The organism is uncultured Duncaniella sp. (assembly GCF_910577345.1).
Classification (GTDB): domain Bacteria; phylum Bacteroidota; class Bacteroidia; order Bacteroidales; family Muribaculaceae; genus Duncaniella.
This window is the reverse complement of the sequence record NZ_CAJTMT010000009.1, coordinates 58,234-76,190: the sequence shown is the minus strand read 5'-3', so window position 1 is coordinate 76,190 and position 17,957 is coordinate 58,234. Positions and strand designations below refer to the sequence as shown.

Sequence of the window (17,957 nt, the reverse complement as noted above, 5' to 3'; positions counted from 1 at the left end):
CACTACTATCAACTTCATCCAACAAGAAAAACAATATTAACGGCAACAATGACGACAATCATTGTTGCCGTTAATATTGTCATCATTACGGCTTGATGTTAAACAAAGAGCGACCTAGGCAGATGGTTGGCGTTGATTGTGCCAAAGTACCAATAATGGAAATGGATAATTCTAATTCTGTCAAAGAATAAAAAGTGCAGAAATGCAAGAACTACATGATGGTATCATCCGGCATTGCCAAATTTTTCTTTAATTTCAGCCATTGAATATGGCTGCATTTAGGAGAAAACGAATCGAAATAAATATTACAAACTGATGTGAAATATCGCTAAATCACCTCTTTTCGTTTGTGCCGATTTACCCATTAAGTACAAGTTTAGCACAAAAAATAGGATTATACCACTGATATTCAACGGTATAATCCTATTTAGAAAAGATGGAAGGTATTTTTACTTTCTGATTGCGTCGCGGAGTGACTGGAATGCGGTTGCTATGCCGTCCTTGTCCTTACCGCCTGCCTGGGCGAAACCGGGCTGACCACCACCGCCACCCTTGATGGCCTTGGCTGCCTCGCGGACGATTGTGGAAGCGTTGAAACCTTCTTTGACAAGGTCGTCAGTCAATGCGACAGTGAGGAGGGGCTTGCCCGACATGTCGACTGTTGCAGCGACAAATGCAGTCTTCTCAGGCGAGAGCTGACGGATGGCGAAAGCCACACCCTTCACAACATCGGGAACACGCACACCGGTTAGCGATGTGAACTTGATGCCGTTGGTGGTGTCACCCTTCTCGACACACTCCTTGGCGATGTTGCGGATGCGTTCCTGCATATATTCCTCGGCCTGCTTGCGAAGCTCGGCATTCTCCTCGACTGATTTGCGGAGGGCCTGGAGCACATCGGGAGCATTGTGAAGAAGTTCGGCAACACTGCGCATGTCGTCCGTGAGCTGATCGACCATATTTTCGGCCACACCGGCTGTCACAGCCTCAATACGGCGGATACCTGCAGCGATGCTCGACTCGGAGATGATGCGGATGGTTCCGATATTACCTGTGTTGGGAACATGCGTACCACCGCAAAGCTCGACAGAATCACCGTATTTCACAACACGCACTTCCTCGCCATACTTCTCGCCGAAGAGTGCCATAGCACCCATCTCCATAGCCTCGGCTATGGGCATTGCACGATGCTCGTCGAGAGGAATAGCCTTGCGGACATTTGCGTTGGCGATATGCTCAACCTTGCGAAGCTCCTCGGGCGTCACCTTCTGGAAGTGAGAGAAGTCGAAACGGAGCATTCCGGGAGAAACATACGAACCCTTCTGCTCAACGTGTGTGCCGAGCACTTCGCGGAGCGCGGCATGGAGAAGGTGGGTTGCGGTGTGGTTACACTCTGTCGCACGACGGTTGGCCTCATTGATGCCGGCGATGAACTCTGCCTCTACATTCGAGGGGAGCTTCTTGCTCAGATGGACGGCCTGACCGTTCTCACGCTTGGTATCATAGATTTCGATTTTCTCCTCGCCGTCAATCAGCCAGCCGCTGTCGCCGACCTGACCACCCATCTCTGCATAGAAAGGAGTAGCGGAGAGTACAATCTGATAGAATTCCTTGTTTTTCTGTGTCACCTTGCGGTAGCGGAGGATGCGTGTGGGGCAAGAGGTCTTGTCGTAGCCGACAAACTCTGTCTCACCCTCGCCAACAGTCACCCAGTCGGTAGCCTCAACAGCGGCAGCATTGCGCGCACGGGTCTTCTGGGCTTCCATCTCGACATCAAATTCCTTCTTGTCGAGAGTCATGCCGTTTTCCTTGAGGATAAGCTCGGTGAGGTCGAGGGGGAAACCGTAGGTGTCGTAAAGCACGAATGCTTCCTTACCCGAAATCTCATTCTTGCCCTGCTTGCGCGCATTCTTGATGGCCTCGTCGAGAATAGCGATACCCTTGTCGAGAGTACGGAGGAATGAATCTTCCTCTTCCTTGATAACCTTCATAATCAGCTCGCGCTGAGCTGCGATTTCGGGATAGGCCTCACCCATCGAGTCTATGAGAGTGTTGACGAGCTTATACATGAACGCCTGCTTCTGGTCGAGGAAGGTGTAGGCGTAGCGGACGGCACGACGGAGGATTCGGCGGATGACGTAGCCGGCCTTGGCATTGCCGGGAAGCTGGCTGTCGGCAATCGAGAACGAGATTGTGCGGACATGGTCGGCGATAACTCGCATTGCAATGTCAACCTTGCCATCCTTGCCGTATTCCTTACCGGAAAGTTCGGAAATGCGGCCGATAAGCGGAGTGAACACGTCTGTGTCATAGTTCGACTTCTTGCCCTGAAGAGCCATGCAGAGACGTTCGAAGCCCATGCCGGTGTCAATAACCTTTGCGGGCAGGGGTTCGAGTGAACCGTCGGCCTTGCGGTTGAACTGCATGAACACAAGGTTCCAGATTTCAATCACAAGGGGATTGTCCTTGTTGACGAGGCTTGCGCCGTCGATCTTCTCACGCTCCTCATCGCTGCGGAGGTCGATGTGGATTTCCGAGCAGGGACCGCAGGGACCTGTATCGCCCATTTCCCAGAAATTGTCGTGCTTGTTGCCGTTGATGATATGTGAGGCGGGAAGATGCTTTTCCCAGTATGATGCAGCCTCGTCGTCGCGGCTCAGACCTTCGTCGGGAGCGCCCTCAAACACTGTGGCATAGAGGCGCTTGGGATCGAGTTTGAGCACATCCACGAGATATTCCCATGCCCAGTCGATGGCTTCCTGCTTGAAATAGTCGCCAAACGACCAGTTGCCGAGCATCTCGAACATGGTGTGGTGGTATGTGTCCATACCCACTTCCTCAAGGTCGTTGTGCTTGCCCGACACGCGCAGACACTTCTGCGAGTCGGCCACGCGCTGATACTTCGCGGCTTTGTTACCTAAGATGATGTCTTTAAACTGGTTCATGCCCGCGTTGGTAAACATCAGTGTGGGGTCATCCTTGATTACCATGGGGGCTGAGGGGACGATATGGTGTCCCTTGGTGCGGAAAAACTCTTTGAAAGATTCGCGTATTTCCTTGGCTGTCAGCATAATTTATGTAGTACTTTTAATTGTTGACTTGATGATTGGTCAGTTGTTGATTTGACGATTGATCAGTTACTGATTTGACGTTTCGTAAAATAATTTGCAAAGATAGTCATTTTTACGGACAAAACGTTTCCAAAATCACCCGAAATCACACGACAGTGAGGCAATAATCAAATTTTGAAAAAATATTAATCCGCCAATGACATATTCCCATATCATCCAACACACCAAGCTATCCGACAACATAATTACCCGGCATCAAACCTATATGGCCATTTTTCAGAAATCAGCATTAATATCCCGTAAAAATCCGAACACTATGAGTCAATATATCAGAAAAATACATTATTTTTGCCATATAAAAACAAAACCCGATAGCTTGATATACAGGGGCTACCGGGGATCAACACTACAAAGGTAGTGCTATTTTCATAATAAAACAAATCTTAGGATAACAAAGTTATTTAAAATCTTGAATTTCATTAATTTTCAAAATATAGTATCACCCGAGAGGCTACAACGTTACCTCGATGCGTGTGATGGAGATCAAGTAAAGGCTCTTAATCTCTATCGTGCCAACATCCGCGTGTCAGTGGAAATGTTCGCTATTGTGGGAGCTTTTGAGATTGCCCTCCGTAATGCTATCGACAAAATAATGATTTCATCCTATGGTTCTGATTGGTTAAGGGATGCAGTATCACCCAACGGGTTCTTTGATGTTCCACAATGTCGTGACCACGCCCAAATCATCCGTTATGCCTATAATAAATTGATAAACAAACGCATCTATACCCACGGACATCTCCTTGCCAAAATGGAATTTGGAATCTGGAAATACATGTTTTCAAGTCCACAGTACCGCGCATCCGGTCGTATACTCCTGCGTGTTTTTCCAAACAAACCAACTTCAACAAGGCTAATCCAATATAACAACACCACAATTTTCAACGAATTGGACCATATCAATTCTCTCAGAAACCGGATAGCGCATCATGAACCAGTCTGTTTCCCAACAGGTAAATCTGAAATTACAACTGATTATATCCAATGGATTTACTCTAAAATAGAAATGCTTTTAATATGGATGGGTATTGATGCAACAGACTGCTTATTCAACCTTGTACAATTTAACCATGCAAAAGATAAAATAGAGCGTTTGAAATGAAAAAATACGTTATAATATGTATCATGTTTGTGGCAGGATTAAAATTTTCGGCCCAAACAATTGATGAAAAGATTGGCAAAGCAATGAACGAATCTGATTGGTTCGCTCTTGATTCAATGTATAGGACTACACCCAAAGACTCCATAGATCCTTTCCTTGAAGTTTTTTCCAGATGTTTACTTGGAAACCGCCTAAATCGCACTGATATTTCAATTCCTGCATTTCAGGAATTGCTTAGTACATATTCTCTTGATATAAGCAATTTGGCTTCCTCAATTTACATGTATGGAATGGATTTAAGCAGAGAAGGACGCAATGCCGAAGCAGCATCCATGATTAATGACATAGTTTCTCAGACCAGACAATATTTAGATTCTGTGACAATTAACAGACTGACAACAACCGCAAATCGTTATTCCGCCTTGTCAGCCTATAAACCATATCAAATCGAATTCCCGGATGGCAAGGAAGCTATAATTCCATTCACGATCGTTCCGGTCGGCCCTACAGAGAAAGGCTCTGTATTAATGCATTTGACACAAAGTTATATCAATGGAGAGGAAGCGGATATAACTTTTGACACAGGAGCCGGATCAAATATGATTTCAATTGAAATGGCCAAAAGATTAAATCTTATTCCATTGGATAGTGCGACCATAACTGTCATAGGTGTGGACAGACGTGAGGGATATATCGCAATAGCAAAAGAACTGAAAATCGGAAATATCATCGTCAGGGATGTCCCGTTCACTGTTATTTCGCTTTCGTCCGACAATAAAGAGGCAGATCAATACATTGAATGCTTCAATATCGTTGTCGGCAGCGAACTGATGCTTCATTTAAAAGACCTTACTATAGATTTTTTCAAGCGCCATATCACCGTTCCTACTGCCGCGCCAAAACGAACTGACCGTCCATCAAATCTGTGCTTCTCTCCCACCATGAATTTACTTACAAAAGGTACAGTGTTGAATACGGACTTACTAATGTGCATTGATAGTGGGGATGCTTCCTATGGCTCACTAAATAATGACTTTTATAGCGCAAATGCAGACTATATCAAATCACATGCGACCTTGGATTCTATTAGAGAAGCCGGCATTGCCGGGGTGATTGTCACAGAGTGTTATAAAGTGCCGGGTATGCCTGTTTGCATCGGTGGACACATGGTTTTTCCTCCCGAACTAACCGTAAAATTAGGCACAGATGTGATGATTGGGGACTATGAATGCAATATAGGCATCAAGACGTTAATGCTTTATCAAAAAGTAAGATTTAACCTTGTAGACTTTGTTTTAACTACGAAATCTGCCATTAATTCATCATTAGTGTTCCCGACTAAATACAATATCCCTGATTTTAAGTTTTCAAAAGAGAAAAGTCTTAATTTATGGCAAGCTATTGGCATTATAGGTGTCGGAGTCGCAAGAGGGATGATAAATCCAAATGCACCAATGAACCCTGATCTGTAAATTAGCCTCTATTCTGACTGATAAAATTAGGATATTTGCTTTAACATGCTTTTTTGCAGGGATGGCCATTTTGATGTAATTTTGCCAATAAAGTTTTATTACGATGGAAAATATCATGAATGCAGTGCCCGACTGGGCTTTTGGAATGAATTGCGCGGTGACCGTCTGCGACAAGGAGGGCACGGTGCTTTATATGAACGAAAAGGCTCTCGCAACCTTTGCCAAACACGGCGACATGCGCGGTCGCAACCTGTTTCCGTGTCACAACGAGCGGTCACAGTCAATCATGCACCGGATGCTTGCGACAGGCGAACCGAATGTCTACACAATAACAAAAAACGGTCAGCGAAAGATGATTTATCAGACCCCGTGGCGCAACAGCGATGGCGAGATAGCCGGTCTGGTGGAAATCTCGATGGTCATCCCCGCCGACATGCCCCACTACGACCGCGACAAAGAGTCAAACTGAATTATAATTCCGGAAAGAGCATTGATGGAAGGGCTCAGAAGGACATAGGGTCAGAAGAAACAAAAGATTTTTCTATCTTAGTGCCGTAGACATGATAGTTAATATTTAACGTGAGTTCGATATAAAAAATCACACTTATAAAAACCTTTTGTTTCTTCTGACCCTATGTCCTTCTTCTATGTTGCAATGCAAGAGAATTAACAAATTTAACACTTGCAGACAAGCAGATGCTTTCCAGCGTATCATGCTGGATAGAAGAAATATGAAAAACACATCGCGGGGTTTGGGGGCGCGCAGCTCCCAAGTTTTCAGCCATCGGTAACTTTTTTTGCGCACAAGACCATACAGACGCGGTGTTTCCGCGTCCGTTATCCTGACTTGTCTGCCTTCAGACAGGCAGCGATCAGGAAGAAAAAACTTGTCCGACATACTTCTATAAGCGGTCGTGCCGCAAATTGCTGGTTCAGCAGACAGAGTTGTTTACCGCATTCTGTGAGGAAGCAGACCTATGGCTGCAATAAGGACAAGGCGGTGAAAATTTTCAAGTATGTCGGACAAGTGGTTTTATCTGACCACTCCGGGTTCATATTGGACTCCTTTTTTAAGGACGTGATATATTCTGTTGACGAGCTTGCGCGCGATTCGGACAATGGCCTTGTTGGGGTGCATTCCGCGTTGGCGGTAATCGGAAAAGGCCTTTCCAAGTGCCGGATCCAGTGCGATGGCGCGCCATGATGACTCAATAAGAGCCGACCGGAGGACGCGGTGTCCCCTGAAAGTGATGCCAAGGACAGTCTCCTTGTCTGCCGATGAGCGTATGTCGGGGACAAGTCCGACATATCCGGCAAGGGAATCGGTGGTGTCAAATCTGTTGATGTCTCCTATTATCAACGCGAGTTTGGCCGAGGTGAGTGCCCCGATGCCAGGGATGGAGCGGAGAAGGGTGTCAGTCCTTGAATGCTTCCGTCTTATCAATCCGGCAATCTGACGGTCAAGACTGAGCAGCTCTACATTTATGAAACGTAGATTGCGGAGTAAAATTGCCATTTGGGTGGCGCAACCGCTGTCCGGCTCTTCAAATACACCCTCGAGCCACATGATGAACCTGCGGCTCCAATGCGAGCGGTTGTCCGCGAAATCCTCGGGATAGGCCACACCTTGCAGATAGAGCAGGGACTTGATGCGTTGTTTCGTCCTGGCCCGTTCCTTTACGAGCATCTTACGTCCACGTAAGAGTGCGCGGTCATCAAGCGCATCCCGCGCAGGGATATGGATTGCACGCAACGTTCCCTGCTGGAGATTACGACAGATTTTCGTGCAGTCGACAGCGTCACTCTTGCGGGCCCGTTCCTTCTGGCTGTCACAGATGTCTGCTGGATTGAACACAATGTTATTGATTCCGCAGTCGAGCAATTCGAAATGGGCCGAGAAACCGCTGAATCCAACCTCGTAGGCAGAGTGGTAGACGGCATCAGGGAACATACGGGTCAGATACGCATGAAGTAAACGTGCGGACGGTGGCTGTGAAAATGGCTTCGGGCTAAGGAAACTACTGCGTACGCAGACGTGCCATTGCTTCAGGTGCACGTCAATACCAACATAGACATTTTCGCCTTTAAAAGAAATTTTGTTACTTTGCATCGGCATAAGTTCTTATAGTTTTTACTTACATGTTTTCAAATATACAAACTATAGGCTTATGCTTTTTCTTTTATCCATATGGATCATTAAAAAAGTTCCTACGTTTGCGTTTTCATTGCAAACATAGGAACTGTGCCCTTCCCCGCAATATGACCTCCTGTACCCTGTGCCCTTCCCCGCAATATGACCTCCTGTACCCTTCAATCAAGCGTGAAGCAAATTGCCAGTTTTTGGAGGTTGGATTAAGCAGTTTGCCATAAAAAAGAAACAAAAAACAGACATTAAGATTTTTTAACCCGATTATGAGGCTGTTGTCAATTTAAGTTGGTAAATTTGCGTGCTATATAACATAGTTGCACGGCACAGGTTATGATAAAAAGTACAATAGATAAAATCCTTACCGAAGAACTCACGGAAATCTGGAAGCTTCTCACCAACGAGGAGAAGCGCCAGTTGATTGATAATTTTACCATACACCACTATAAGAAAAACAAGATAATCTACGCTGAAGGTGACGAGCCTGAGTATCTCTGGGCGCTCATCGACGGCAAGGTAAAAAAGTATAAGGACGGTGTGGGCGGTCGCGTCCAGATTCTCCGTCTTGTCAATCCTGGACAGTATTTCGGCTATAGAGCATATTTTGCAGGCGAACGTTATGTTTCGAGCGCGGCTACTCTTGAAGAATCCGTACTCGGAACTCTTCCTATGAGCCTTGTTGAAGAGATGATAAGCAAGAACAACCGCCTTGCAATGTTCTTCATCCACGAGCTTTCGCATAACCTCGGCAACTCCGACACTAAGATTGTCAACCTCACTCAGAAGCATATCCGCGCCCGTCTGGCAGAGGCGCTCTTGGTGCTCCGCGACAACTATGGATATGAGGAGGACGACAACATGACACTCAAAATCTACATGGCGCGCGAGGATCTTGCCAATCTGTCCAACATGACTACCTCCAACGCCATCCGCACACTTTCGAATTTCGGCAGCGAGAAGATACTGGTTGTCGACGGACGAAAGATCAAGATTCTCAACGAACCGATGTTGAGGAAGATTTCAAAGTTCGGCTGATAGTATGGGGTCATTTGGCATGTCTGCAATGAGATTTTGTATAGCCATGTCATAATGACATTTCAATCAAGGTTCATCCGGCATACGCGCTACAGCGCGTCCCTACAAGGAAAAATGTTGGTAATGTTAATTAAATACGATGAAACTGCAGGGCTTTCGGGCTGCTGCGGTTTCGTTGATTAGAGCCCTGCAACAAGAGATTATAGAAAGATAAAATACAAACAATTGCAATAGATAAAAACGAGATTATAAATGTCACAAAAAGTAAAATTCGGTTCTAAAATCGGTCTTATCGCAGCCACTGTAGGGTCGGCTGTCGGACTTGGCAATATCTGGCGCTTTCCTGCGGAGACGCAGGCCAACGGCGGCGCTGTCTTCCTCCTTATCTACATAGCCTGCGTGTTTCTCCTCGGCATTCCCGTAATGACGGCTGAGTTCTCGCTTGGACGCGGAGGCAATTCGGATGCCACAGGAGCCTTCCGCAATGTCACCCCCGACAAAAAAGGATGGTGGATGGTCGGCGCTCTTGCCATACTTGCCTCATATCTGATTCTGTCGTTCTATATGGTCGTCTCCGGTTGGACTCTCGAATACCTCGTGCAGTCAATCACCGGAAACCTTTACGCACCGGAGGGTGGTGCGACCCTCGGGACTATAGAGGGAGAGGAGCAACTGTTCAGCGCAAAGATGAATTCCTACGTCGCAGGAACCTACCGCCCTCTCATCATGACTTTCATCATGATAGCCGCCAACCTGTTCGTATTGTTGAAGGGCGTGCAGAAAGGAATCGAGAAGATGTCAAACATAATGATGCCCATACTTTTCGTGCTTCTGCTGATATTCTGCGGAGTGTCGCTGACTCTACCGAAGGCAGCCGAGGGTGTGGCTTTCTTCCTCAATCCGGATTTCTCGGCGCTCACACCCAAGACTGTCGTCAACGCTCTCGGACAGGCATTTTTCTCGCTCAGCCTCGCGATGGGTATCCTTGTGACATATTCAAGTTACTATCCCGCCGACACAAAGCTCACACGCACGGCGGTCACCGTCTCCCTCCTCGACCTTGGGACAGCGATATTGATGGGCCTTATCATCTTCCCCGCCGTGATGACCTTCGGACTTGCCGACCACAATCTGGCCGGTTCGGCGCTCGTGTTCATCACCCTGCCCGAGATTTTCGCGCAGATGGGCGGAACGCTTTTCTGGTCGTCGCTCTTCTTCCTGCTGCTTTCAGTCGCGGCATTCACTTCGACCATCTCGCTTGCTGAGGTTTCAGTGGCATTCATGGAGTGCCATTTCAAGATGTCGAGAAAGCGGGCTGTCTGCACTGTCGTAGCTCCGCTTTTCATCCTGAGTTCCATCTGTTCGCTTTCAGTCGGGGCATGGAGCGATTTCAAGATATTCGGTTTGACGATTTTCGATTTCCTCGACACTGTGGCTACCAACATCATGCTGCCGGTCGGTGGTATCCTGCTCTGTATCTATATGGGCTGGGTGGCTCCGAGGAAATTTTTCCGCAATGAGCTGACCAATCACGGAACGCTGACCTCGCATACTTTCGGGGTGATTGCCTTTATTGTGAAGTGGGTTGCTCCCGGGCTGATAGCATTGGTGCTGGTCGGGCAGTTTATTTAAAGGGCTGATAAGACAAATAGGCCCAATAGGGCTAATAAATCTAATCTAATAAAGTCAGAGTCCCATTTTGCAAACAACAGCAAAATGGGACTCTGACTTTATTTATCAATTCTTGGAGGGGAATTTATTTTAAGGAATAGCTGTGCTGGCTGGGTCACTCAGAGACGGTTTTGCCATCGGGATAAGAGATTTTGCCGGTGGCGATTTCGTAGACGATGATGGTATCGTGCATGGTGAGTTTATAGTATGTGGCGTCGCGGTTCATCGCATAGACATCGGCCTGCTGCTCGATGCCTTGAAGATAGTTGTAGAGCGCAGGAGGAAGCTGATTGTAGACAAGGACTTCCGGGAGGCGGACACCGTTACCGTCAATGAATGTCCATGAATATTCGGTGTCAAATGCGAGGGAAGCGCCATTGGTTATTTTCACTTTATAGCCGTCGGAATTCTGTGAATATGACTTCACACCACTGCCGGGATAATACTGCTCGATAAACGAAGTAATCGCCGAGGGGACTTCGTCCCATACGCTGTTGGAACACGCTCCGACAATCATTAGAAAGAACAGGAGAGGAATCAGGATGAGTTTTTCGTGACGCTTCATAAAAATAGAAAGTGAAAAAGGTTTGGAATTTGTGTTCGTTTAGAATTAAAAACATTTTTTAGCCCGAAAAAGTTGATTTGCAGCCGGAATAACATTTCTGACCGTCCCGGAGATATGCGCCACTAATAAGTGATAAATAAGGCTAAGCTTTCATAAATCAGCCAACATGAACGAACGGAAATGGGTTATAACACTGAATCTAATAATAAACAACATGGGTTTATGTCAAGATTGAATGACACAGGCTCCATAAAAAATAATAAGTATTATGGATAGAAAAATCAAACTTACAGATTTAAAATCAACCGTTCAAGAAGCTTACGATAACCACAAGAATGATACCGGAGGCGCACCCAGCAAGAAAGTCGCTGATATGAACCAAGGTATGTTCGGCATATCGGTCCGCCTGACAGACGGAACGAAGTTTGACGTCGGCCATACCCAGGCTCAGTTTGCGATGGGTGCAATCTCCCGTCTGCCTATAGCCATACAGTTGCTTACCCAGATGAAGGCCCAGGATCTCGTCAGCAAGATGGGTCTCGGCCACAAGGGTTGTGGCTGCGGTTGCGGCACAAAACCCGAAGAGCCCCAGCAGCGCGTCAAAGGTATGCACGCCAAGGGTGTCCGCGCAGCAAGTCTTGTTGAACCTGTCGGTGACTTCGACGGCAAGATGGAAATCCTCTCCAACCTCATGATAGAACTTATGGGTTCGTCGCCCGTGCTTGACGACAGCCTCTATGAAGCAACCCAGAAGAAGGTTGAGGAGAAGAATCTTGTGAATTCATTTGCCGAGACAGGCTATGAACTTTACGACGATGCAGCCTTGTCAATCAATCTTTACAACCGTTTGCGCTCGATGCTCGTGACCACAGAACAGCTTGCCGAGATGGGTGCGACAATCGCAGCCGACGGTGTTAACCCTGCAACAAACGCCGTAGCGTTTGACGGTTCACTTTCGGCAACCATCTGTGCCATGATGGCTGCCAAGGGCCCGAAACATGTCGGTAAGGCATGGATGATCATCACCGGTGTGCCTGCCATGTCGGGCTTCGGAGGTGGCTTCATCACCGTCATTCCGGGATTCGGCTCAATCGCCGCATTCTCTCCCGAGCTTAACGAAGCCGGTGTTCCTATGAAGGCCGCGCGTGCCATCAAGGAAATCGCTGACAAGCTCGACCTGAATGCTTTCGGTAGCGCAAGAATCGAACTTGAAAAATAACAGAAAGGAATTTTGACACTACGTCCGGTCTTTTCCAACCGGCTCAACGATACATTATCCGCTAATGCATTGAATCACACACATTGAGGAAGTCTCCTTTATACAGTCCTCGTGAGGACATGGCAAGGAATCCTCGACACACATTTAGCGACGAGGCCGTCGGCATCCCCATCTGCGGGAAGCCGAGGGTCTCGTTTTTTTGTCGTCGTTTGTTTTAAGCGGAAGCATCATCAGGCAGGAAATTTGCGCAATGGGTGGGAAAAGCGTAAATTTGCGACATGAAAGCATCAGACCGTCTATCGGATTTCGGCTCGCGGCTCGGAGCATCGGCCAAAAGCCTCATAAAAGTCGCCCTCCAATCGCGCCCCTGCTCCATCGGTAAAGCAAAGGCTGCCGCTGAAGGGAAACCGCTGATCATCATGGGCAATGGTCCTTCGCTTGGCGAGGTGATAAAGTCCGACCTGCATGAATTGGCCGGAAGCGTCACCATGGCTCTGAATTTCGCAGCCAATGCCGAGGAATTCACCCGACTTCGGCCGGATTTCTATCTCATGGCCGATCCGCATTTTTTCGAGGGGAGGAAATCCGACCCAAATGTGGAGCGCTTGTTCTCACGCCTGAACTCGGAAACCGCGTGGCCGATGACGCTCTATGTCCCCGTTGGCCACAGCGCGGCGAGTCTTGGCATAAGCAATCCTGACATCAAGGTCGAGACATTTAATTTCGTCGGGGCCGAGGGCTTCGAGGGACTTGAAAAAATGCTCTATGACCACGGACTTGCAATGCCCCGCCCCCGCAATGTGCTTGTCCCTGCAATCATGACCGCCATGAGGGCCGGATTCAAGGAAATCTATCTCACAGGAGCGGACCACGGCTGGCTGACGACACTCAGCGTCACAGAGGACAATGAGGTGGTGAGCATCCAGCCACATTTCTACAAGGACAATGCCGAGGAGAAGAAGAGGGTTGCCTCGGTGTATCGCGACGTGCGCCTCCACGACATTCTTCTCAGTTTCCATCTTGCATTCAAATCCTACCATCAGCTTGCGGCATACGCCAAGGCGCGTGGATGCAGCATCTACAATGCCACACCGGGGTCCTTCATAGATGCTTTTCCAAGAAAAAAATTGCCGTTTTGAGGATTGAATCATTTATAGCTTTCGGTTTTCAGTCGTTTTCAGCGCGGGAGGTAAAGATTTTTTGGAAGATTGTAGGCCATGATTCAAAAATTTTTCCTACCTTTGCACCGTTGAAAACAAAAATCAACAAAATAACGACTAAAAGGAAAGATGCCGGAGTGGTCGATCGGGGCGGTCTCGAAAACCGTTGTTCCCTTACGGGAACCCAGGGTTCGAATCCCTGTCTTTCCGCAAAATCCAAATTAAAAACCTCATAATCAAATGATTAGGAGGTTTTTAATTTTTGGTGTCAGACAAAAGTAAGACATCGGTAAGGAGAGACAAAAGTTAATTTATTCACCGCAACATTCTTTCAACTGCCAAAGAATGTTAAAAAAAATGTGCCCGGCACGAAAAAACTTTTCACCAAAGAGTGAAGTATTGAGCTTCACCTATCCAAAACTCCACACCACAAAAACATGGTATGTAGATTTCACATCCTTTGACCCCGCGACGGGGACAATGAGACGGAAGAAATATCATCTCGATTCAATCAAAAAGGTTACAGACCGGCGCAAACGGGCTGCAGAACTCATCGAAGCTCTGACAAAGCAGCTCCGTTGTGGATGGTCGCCATGGGTCAATGTCGATGACAACAGAGGATATACTTCAGTTGAAGAAGCTTTAAATAAATATGAAGTATCAATCGATAAATTCCCTAAGTTAAAAACTCGACAAAACTATCGTTCAAAATTGAATGTCCTGCGGGAGTATATTGCCTTGCAGATATTACCACCACGTTATGTGTATCAGTTTAACAGTTCTTTCTTTTCGGATTTTCTCGATTGGTTGTATTTAGACCGAGAAGTCGGTGGTCGTACCAGAAACAACTACCGCGGATGGTGTTCAGCATTAGTCGCTTTTTTTATGGAGAGGGACTACCTGTCTACTAATCCAATAGAAAAAATTAAAAAAGTTCCGGAGGATGCCAAGAAGCGTCAGCCCCTCACCCCTCAGATGCTCCGCCAGTTGTCCCGCTATCTGCGTGAGAAGAATCCACTGTTCTTCCTCGCCTGCATGATGGAGTATTACACTATGATACGTCCGGAGGAACTGAGCAACGTGCGCATCCGCGATGTGAACCTGAAGGAACAGAGTGTCTTCATCCCGGCAGCCGTCAGCAAGAACAAGCGCGACGGCAAGGTAGGACTTAACGACGAGCTCGCGCGCATGATGATCGACCTCGACCTTTTCAGCCATGACGGCGACTGTTACATTTTCGGAGACAAAATGAGGACTTGCCGGACAAAGGCAAGCGGAGAGATATTCCGAAGGCAATGGCTGAAGGTGCGCAAGGCGCTCCGTTGGGGAGATGAATACCAGTTCTACTCCCTGAAGGATTCCGGAATCCGTGACCTCGCGAACGCAATGGGCATTGTCATCGCGAGAGACCAGGCCCGACACACCGACATTTCCACTACCAACAAATATCTTCAGGGACGAGACCTCCCGGTCCATGATGAGACAAAGCACTTCAAGGGAGAGCTATAAAACGGAAGCAGCTCCGTCATCACGACGGAGCTGCCAATATAAAAATGTAAAAAAAATGTGATCTATTTTGGTAGTTATCTTTAGATTCGGCGCATCGACCAATCGTTTACCTGAACAGTACTGAAATGCAGTTTGTAACCAAGGAAGAGCATTACTTTGGTGATTTCGTTACGTTCAAGTATTACGTTTGCCTCAAGTTCCATGGCGATCTCCTGAGATGTCATATTCGTATCGACATCGACAGGTGGCACAATCGGACGGTAGTCCATGAGGAACATGGCCAGTACAGGGGCCATTGGTGAAAGGCCACATTTTACGGGGTCTTCGATCACGGCTTGGAGCTTTTCTTCGTAAGTCATGCTGCACCTCCTTTCATGTCGATGGAGATATTGATTGTTCCGCCCTCGAGATGGATTTCGAAGGTGTTGCCGGAAAGGCCGAGGACGACCTTGTCCTGTGCATTGCAGATTGCATCGGCGAGTTCCGCGAGGATACCGCGTACTTTCTCAGAGGCCACTCGGCCTGTCTGTCTGTTCTTTTTCATCGTTTGTAGGTTTTAGCGTTTAGACAGAAAAACGGCTGTCATATCCCGTTCGCTAAAACCTACAAACAACGCTCCGATGAGCCAAGTATGTACTGGATATGACAGCCGTATGGCTGTGTGTATGTATGGGCATAAAAAATGCCCGAATAGAATGTCCGAGCCTTATCCGAGGCTCACGGGAACTTAAGTCGTTCGTAGATTTTAGCACTGCAAACTTACGACAAGTTTTTGGATTGTGCAAAAAAATAATACATAGATGTTATAGTTTCATGCAAAGATACATCATCACATCCGCTTTTACAACGTGATTTTATAGAAATACCCTGTCAACATTCTACCGAGGCCGGCAACAGTGATGTCGGCCTCGATTTTTTCGCAGACGAAGAGACGGTTGCGGATATTGAACACCGAGCCGACATCCGGGATTGCATCGGCTATGAACTTTATGCAGTAGCGGTTGAGAGTGTCGATGCTCACGGATCCGGTCAATGTCTCACTTGCGAGATTCGTCTGCCCCTCGATGGGAATAAGCGAGAGGCTGACACCGGGGTCGGTCACCTTGACACCATCACCTATCAGCCCCATTGTCCTTTCACGGATGATAGCGCGCGGATAGGTGAATTTCTGTTGCAGGGTCTCAGATTCACCTATCTTGACATTTACATCATGCGAATCAAACTCAGGATTGTCAATGGCAATATAGATCAGATCCGTTGATGACTCGCTGTCCGACTGTTCGTCCTCGTTTCCGGCAATGACAGCCTCGATGTCAATTTCATCTCCGGCCTTGTCCTTATACCATTCCATATCTCCACGATCAGGCCTCTCTATAGCCGTGACCTGAAAGGATGCTACCGGGGTGTCCTTCTCTACAGCTCCGGGATGACGGGAATACTTGAGATAAAGGTCTGCATCGACAAACACCGTGCGCGCCGGGACAAAACGGAGCTGCACATCAAGATCCTCGCTTTCATCACGAGCAATGCGTGGCCGGAACATGTTGACTTCGGCCAGTCCCTCACCCTTTCCGGAAGCGGTCGAGAATTCAAAACGCCCGCCATTGGTATCAGGAAGCCCGCTGCCGGAGTCTGCTTTCTCCAGACGATCGGCCGAATCGGCCCCACAATCGAGAGAGTAAATGAACTGTCTCCCGTCATCACACCTGAACACTGTGGCCCGGTAGCGTTCTTTCCTGTCACTTGACTCAACATTTATGGCATCAAGCAAAGAAGAAACATCAGGATGACCGTCCGAAAATTTGGCATTATTAATGATAAATTCCGACAAAAGATCCTCCCGACCATACTCAAAATCAGAGAACCCGACATTGGAAACTGATATGTCGCTTTGCGTATCATCGTCAACCTCCACGGAATATTCATCGAGGACACGGTTGACAAATGTGAAACGGCGCTCCCTGTCCATGTCGATATAATATTCCTTACGGCTCATCAGCTTCATCGACATGTCGGCATAGTCCACGGTCATGACAACACCGAAAGTGTTCTCTATCTCCGTCCACCATTCATTGACAGACCAGTGAGGCAGACACTTGTTGCACTCGATGCAATTGTTGGCATTGGCAATGAAAATTCTTTTGAAAAAAGGGTTCTTGAAAAGATAATTGTCATCATGGCTGAGAGTAAAACCTGTGGCCTCTGCAATCTTCTCGGCCATGAACCATATATAAGGCTGTACGGCGAAGGAATCTACAGGACTGTCATCATTGGGTCGGCCTGAGGCCTCACGGGTGCCGGAATATGAACGGAGCTTCATAATGAAATCCCTCCGTCCTTCGGTCTGCTCATAGAAAGCGAAGTCGTTACACTTGATGTCGGCAGTGGAATTCACAACCGGGAAAGCAACCCAAGGCTGCGCACCCATTGGATAAGACAACGAAAGATCCGGTGAAGAAGAGCCGGTTCCGGAAATACCGGGACGGTTCCCGAGTCCGAACCGCTCGATGGCAAGGATAGGCGCGGTCGTACCGGAAAACCGAGTCCCTTCAGGATACAGATCCGGGAAGGTCGTGGTCAACCAGTCGCCGAGATCAAGCTCGTCGATGTATGTCTCGGCCATTTTGTTGCCGTAATTGTAGGACGCCTCACTACCGAGCAACTGAACCTTGACGGAGGTATTCGAAACCGAAGTGACGTGAGCCGTACCGACAAGGATGGTGCGGTTGTCGACGACAAGCCGGGCGCTCATGGTGCGTGTGGAGATGTCGACATCGAGACGGTCGATCCATCCGAAAATCATCCGGTTGGCACTGATTGACAACGGCAGTTCAATCTCGTAGGTATAGGACGAAGTCTTGGTGAAATACGGATTCTCCGTGGTGAACTTGATTGAGGTCTTATCCGGAACCGCAGCCTGAAGGCCGTCGAGAAAAATCTGAATCAT

The 17,957-nt window shown here is 47.6% G+C and carries 14 protein-coding genes and 1 tRNA gene; 9 read left to right on the top strand and 6 right to left on the bottom strand.

Features of this window, described 5'->3' with window-relative positions; genetic code table 11:
* Positions 1-449: 449 nt before the first annotated feature.
* The gene (alaS, locus tag QZ310_RS05890) at positions 450-3,071 is read right to left on the bottom strand and encodes an alanine--tRNA ligase (RefSeq protein WP_297071381.1); all 2,622 of its coding nucleotides are present in this window, start codon (positions 3,069-3,071) and stop codon (positions 450-452) included.
* Between the two features lie 469 nt (positions 3,072-3,540).
* Between alaS and QZ310_RS05885 the strand changes: the two genes are divergently transcribed.
* The 3 genes from QZ310_RS05885 to QZ310_RS05875 all read left to right on the top strand — a co-directional run bounded on the left by QZ310_RS05885 (position 3,541) and on the right by QZ310_RS05875 (position 6,174).
* Positions 3,541-4,233, top strand: coding sequence for an Abi family protein (locus tag QZ310_RS05885; RefSeq protein ID WP_297071378.1), 693 nt, complete (start codon positions 3,541-3,543; stop codon positions 4,231-4,233).
* Positions 4,230-5,705, top strand: a complete 1,476-nt coding sequence (locus tag QZ310_RS05880; protein WP_297071376.1) for a retropepsin-like aspartic protease — start codon at positions 4,230-4,232, stop codon at positions 5,703-5,705. The genes QZ310_RS05885 and QZ310_RS05880 overlap by 4 nt, the downstream gene beginning before the upstream one ends.
* 103 nt (positions 5,706-5,808) lie before the next feature.
* Positions 5,809-6,174 carry a PAS domain-containing protein gene (locus tag QZ310_RS05875; protein ID WP_297071374.1) on the top strand — a complete coding sequence of 122 codons (366 nt, stop codon included), beginning with the start codon at positions 5,809-5,811 and terminating at the stop codon, positions 6,172-6,174.
* A 564-nt stretch (positions 6,175-6,738) separates the two neighbouring features.
* Here the strand turns inward: QZ310_RS05875 and QZ310_RS05870 are convergent.
* Positions 6,739-7,815: an IS110 family transposase gene (locus tag QZ310_RS05870; RefSeq protein ID WP_297071372.1), complete on the bottom strand. Its 1,077-nt coding sequence runs from the start codon at positions 7,813-7,815 to the stop codon at positions 6,739-6,741.
* A gap of 369 nt (positions 7,816-8,184) precedes the next feature.
* Between QZ310_RS05870 and QZ310_RS05865 the strand changes: the two genes are divergently transcribed.
* Positions 8,185-8,886 carry a Crp/Fnr family transcriptional regulator gene (locus QZ310_RS05865; RefSeq protein ID WP_297071370.1) on the top strand — a complete coding sequence of 234 codons (702 nt, stop codon included), beginning with the start codon at positions 8,185-8,187 and terminating at the stop codon, positions 8,884-8,886.
* Between the two features lie 252 nt (positions 8,887-9,138).
* Positions 9,139-10,518 (top strand): sodium-dependent transporter, encoded by a 1,380-nt coding sequence (locus QZ310_RS05860; RefSeq protein ID WP_297071368.1) that lies wholly within the window; start codon positions 9,139-9,141, stop codon positions 10,516-10,518.
* 154 nt (positions 10,519-10,672) lie between these two features.
* Here the strand turns inward: QZ310_RS05860 and QZ310_RS05855 are convergent, their stop codons facing one another.
* The gene (locus QZ310_RS05855) at positions 10,673-11,122 is read right to left on the bottom strand and encodes a PepSY-like domain-containing protein (RefSeq protein WP_297071366.1); all 450 of its coding nucleotides are present in this window, start codon (positions 11,120-11,122) and stop codon (positions 10,673-10,675) included.
* 268 nt (positions 11,123-11,390) lie between these two features.
* Between QZ310_RS05855 and QZ310_RS05850 the strand changes: the two genes are divergently transcribed.
* The 4 genes from QZ310_RS05850 (at position 11,391) to QZ310_RS05835 (ending at position 15,010) form a co-directional block, all read left to right on the top strand.
* Positions 11,391-12,341 carry a glutaminase gene (locus tag QZ310_RS05850; RefSeq protein ID WP_297071364.1) on the top strand — a complete coding sequence of 317 codons (951 nt, stop codon included), beginning with the start codon at positions 11,391-11,393 and terminating at the stop codon, positions 12,339-12,341.
* Between the two features lie 278 nt (positions 12,342-12,619).
* Complete coding sequence (locus QZ310_RS05845) at positions 12,620-13,480, top strand: hypothetical protein (protein WP_297071362.1); 861 nt, start codon at positions 12,620-12,622, stop codon at positions 13,478-13,480.
* A gap of 144 nt (positions 13,481-13,624) precedes the next feature.
* A tRNA-Ser gene (locus QZ310_RS05840) sits at positions 13,625-13,711 on the top strand.
* A gap of 675 nt (positions 13,712-14,386) precedes the next feature.
* Complete coding sequence (locus QZ310_RS05835) at positions 14,387-15,010, top strand: tyrosine-type recombinase/integrase (RefSeq protein WP_297071360.1); 624 nt, start codon at positions 14,387-14,389, stop codon at positions 15,008-15,010.
* Between the two features lie 80 nt (positions 15,011-15,090).
* On the opposite strand, the gene QZ310_RS05830 is transcribed toward QZ310_RS05835, so the two are convergent.
* From QZ310_RS05830 to QZ310_RS05820, 3 genes are all read right to left on the bottom strand, one after another.
* Positions 15,091-15,306, bottom strand: a complete 216-nt coding sequence (locus QZ310_RS05830; RefSeq protein ID WP_297071358.1) for a hypothetical protein — start codon at positions 15,304-15,306, stop codon at positions 15,091-15,093.
* Between the two features lie 59 nt (positions 15,307-15,365).
* On the bottom strand, positions 15,366-15,554 hold the full coding sequence (locus QZ310_RS05825) for a hypothetical protein (protein WP_297071356.1): 189 nt from the start codon (positions 15,552-15,554) through the stop codon (positions 15,366-15,368).
* 297 nt (positions 15,555-15,851) lie between these two features.
* Entirely contained in the window at positions 15,852-17,957 is a 2,106-nt protein-coding gene (locus QZ310_RS05820; protein ID WP_297071354.1) for a hypothetical protein, read from the bottom strand.

What these genes read in the sequence shown, in the direction of transcription:
- QZ310_RS05820 (WP_297071354.1), bottom strand. Translation starts at nt 17,957, where the DNA reads ATGATTCAGATTTTTCTCGACGGCCTTCAGGCTGCGGTTCCGGATAAG.
- QZ310_RS05845 (WP_297071362.1), top strand. Translation starts at nt 12,620, where the DNA reads ATGAAAGCATCAGACCGTCTATCGGATTTCGGCTCGCGGCTCGGAGCA.
- QZ310_RS05880 (WP_297071376.1), top strand. Translation starts at nt 4,230, where the DNA reads ATGAAAAAATACGTTATAATATGTATCATGTTTGTGGCAGGATTAAAA.
- QZ310_RS05835 (WP_297071360.1), top strand. Translation starts at nt 14,387, where the DNA reads ATGGAGAGGGACTACCTGTCTACTAATCCAATAGAAAAAATTAAAAAA.
- QZ310_RS05860 (WP_297071368.1), top strand. Translation starts at nt 9,139, where the DNA reads ATGTCACAAAAAGTAAAATTCGGTTCTAAAATCGGTCTTATCGCAGCC.
- QZ310_RS05875 (WP_297071374.1), top strand. Translation starts at nt 5,809, where the DNA reads ATGGAAAATATCATGAATGCAGTGCCCGACTGGGCTTTTGGAATGAAT.
- QZ310_RS05865 (WP_297071370.1), top strand. Translation starts at nt 8,185, where the DNA reads ATGATAAAAAGTACAATAGATAAAATCCTTACCGAAGAACTCACGGAA.
- alaS (WP_297071381.1), bottom strand. Translation starts at nt 3,071, where the DNA reads ATGCTGACAGCCAAGGAAATACGCGAATCTTTCAAAGAGTTTTTCCGC.
- QZ310_RS05825 (WP_297071356.1), bottom strand. Translation starts at nt 15,554, where the DNA reads ATGAAAAAGAACAGACAGACAGGCCGAGTGGCCTCTGAGAAAGTACGC.
- QZ310_RS05870 (WP_297071372.1), bottom strand. Translation starts at nt 7,815, where the DNA reads ATGCAAAGTAACAAAATTTCTTTTAAAGGCGAAAATGTCTATGTTGGT.
- QZ310_RS05850 (WP_297071364.1), top strand. Translation starts at nt 11,391, where the DNA reads ATGGATAGAAAAATCAAACTTACAGATTTAAAATCAACCGTTCAAGAA.
- QZ310_RS05830 (WP_297071358.1), bottom strand. Translation starts at nt 15,306, where the DNA reads ATGGCCCCTGTACTGGCCATGTTCCTCATGGACTACCGTCCGATTGTG.
- QZ310_RS05855 (WP_297071366.1), bottom strand. Translation starts at nt 11,122, where the DNA reads ATGAAGCGTCACGAAAAACTCATCCTGATTCCTCTCCTGTTCTTTCTA.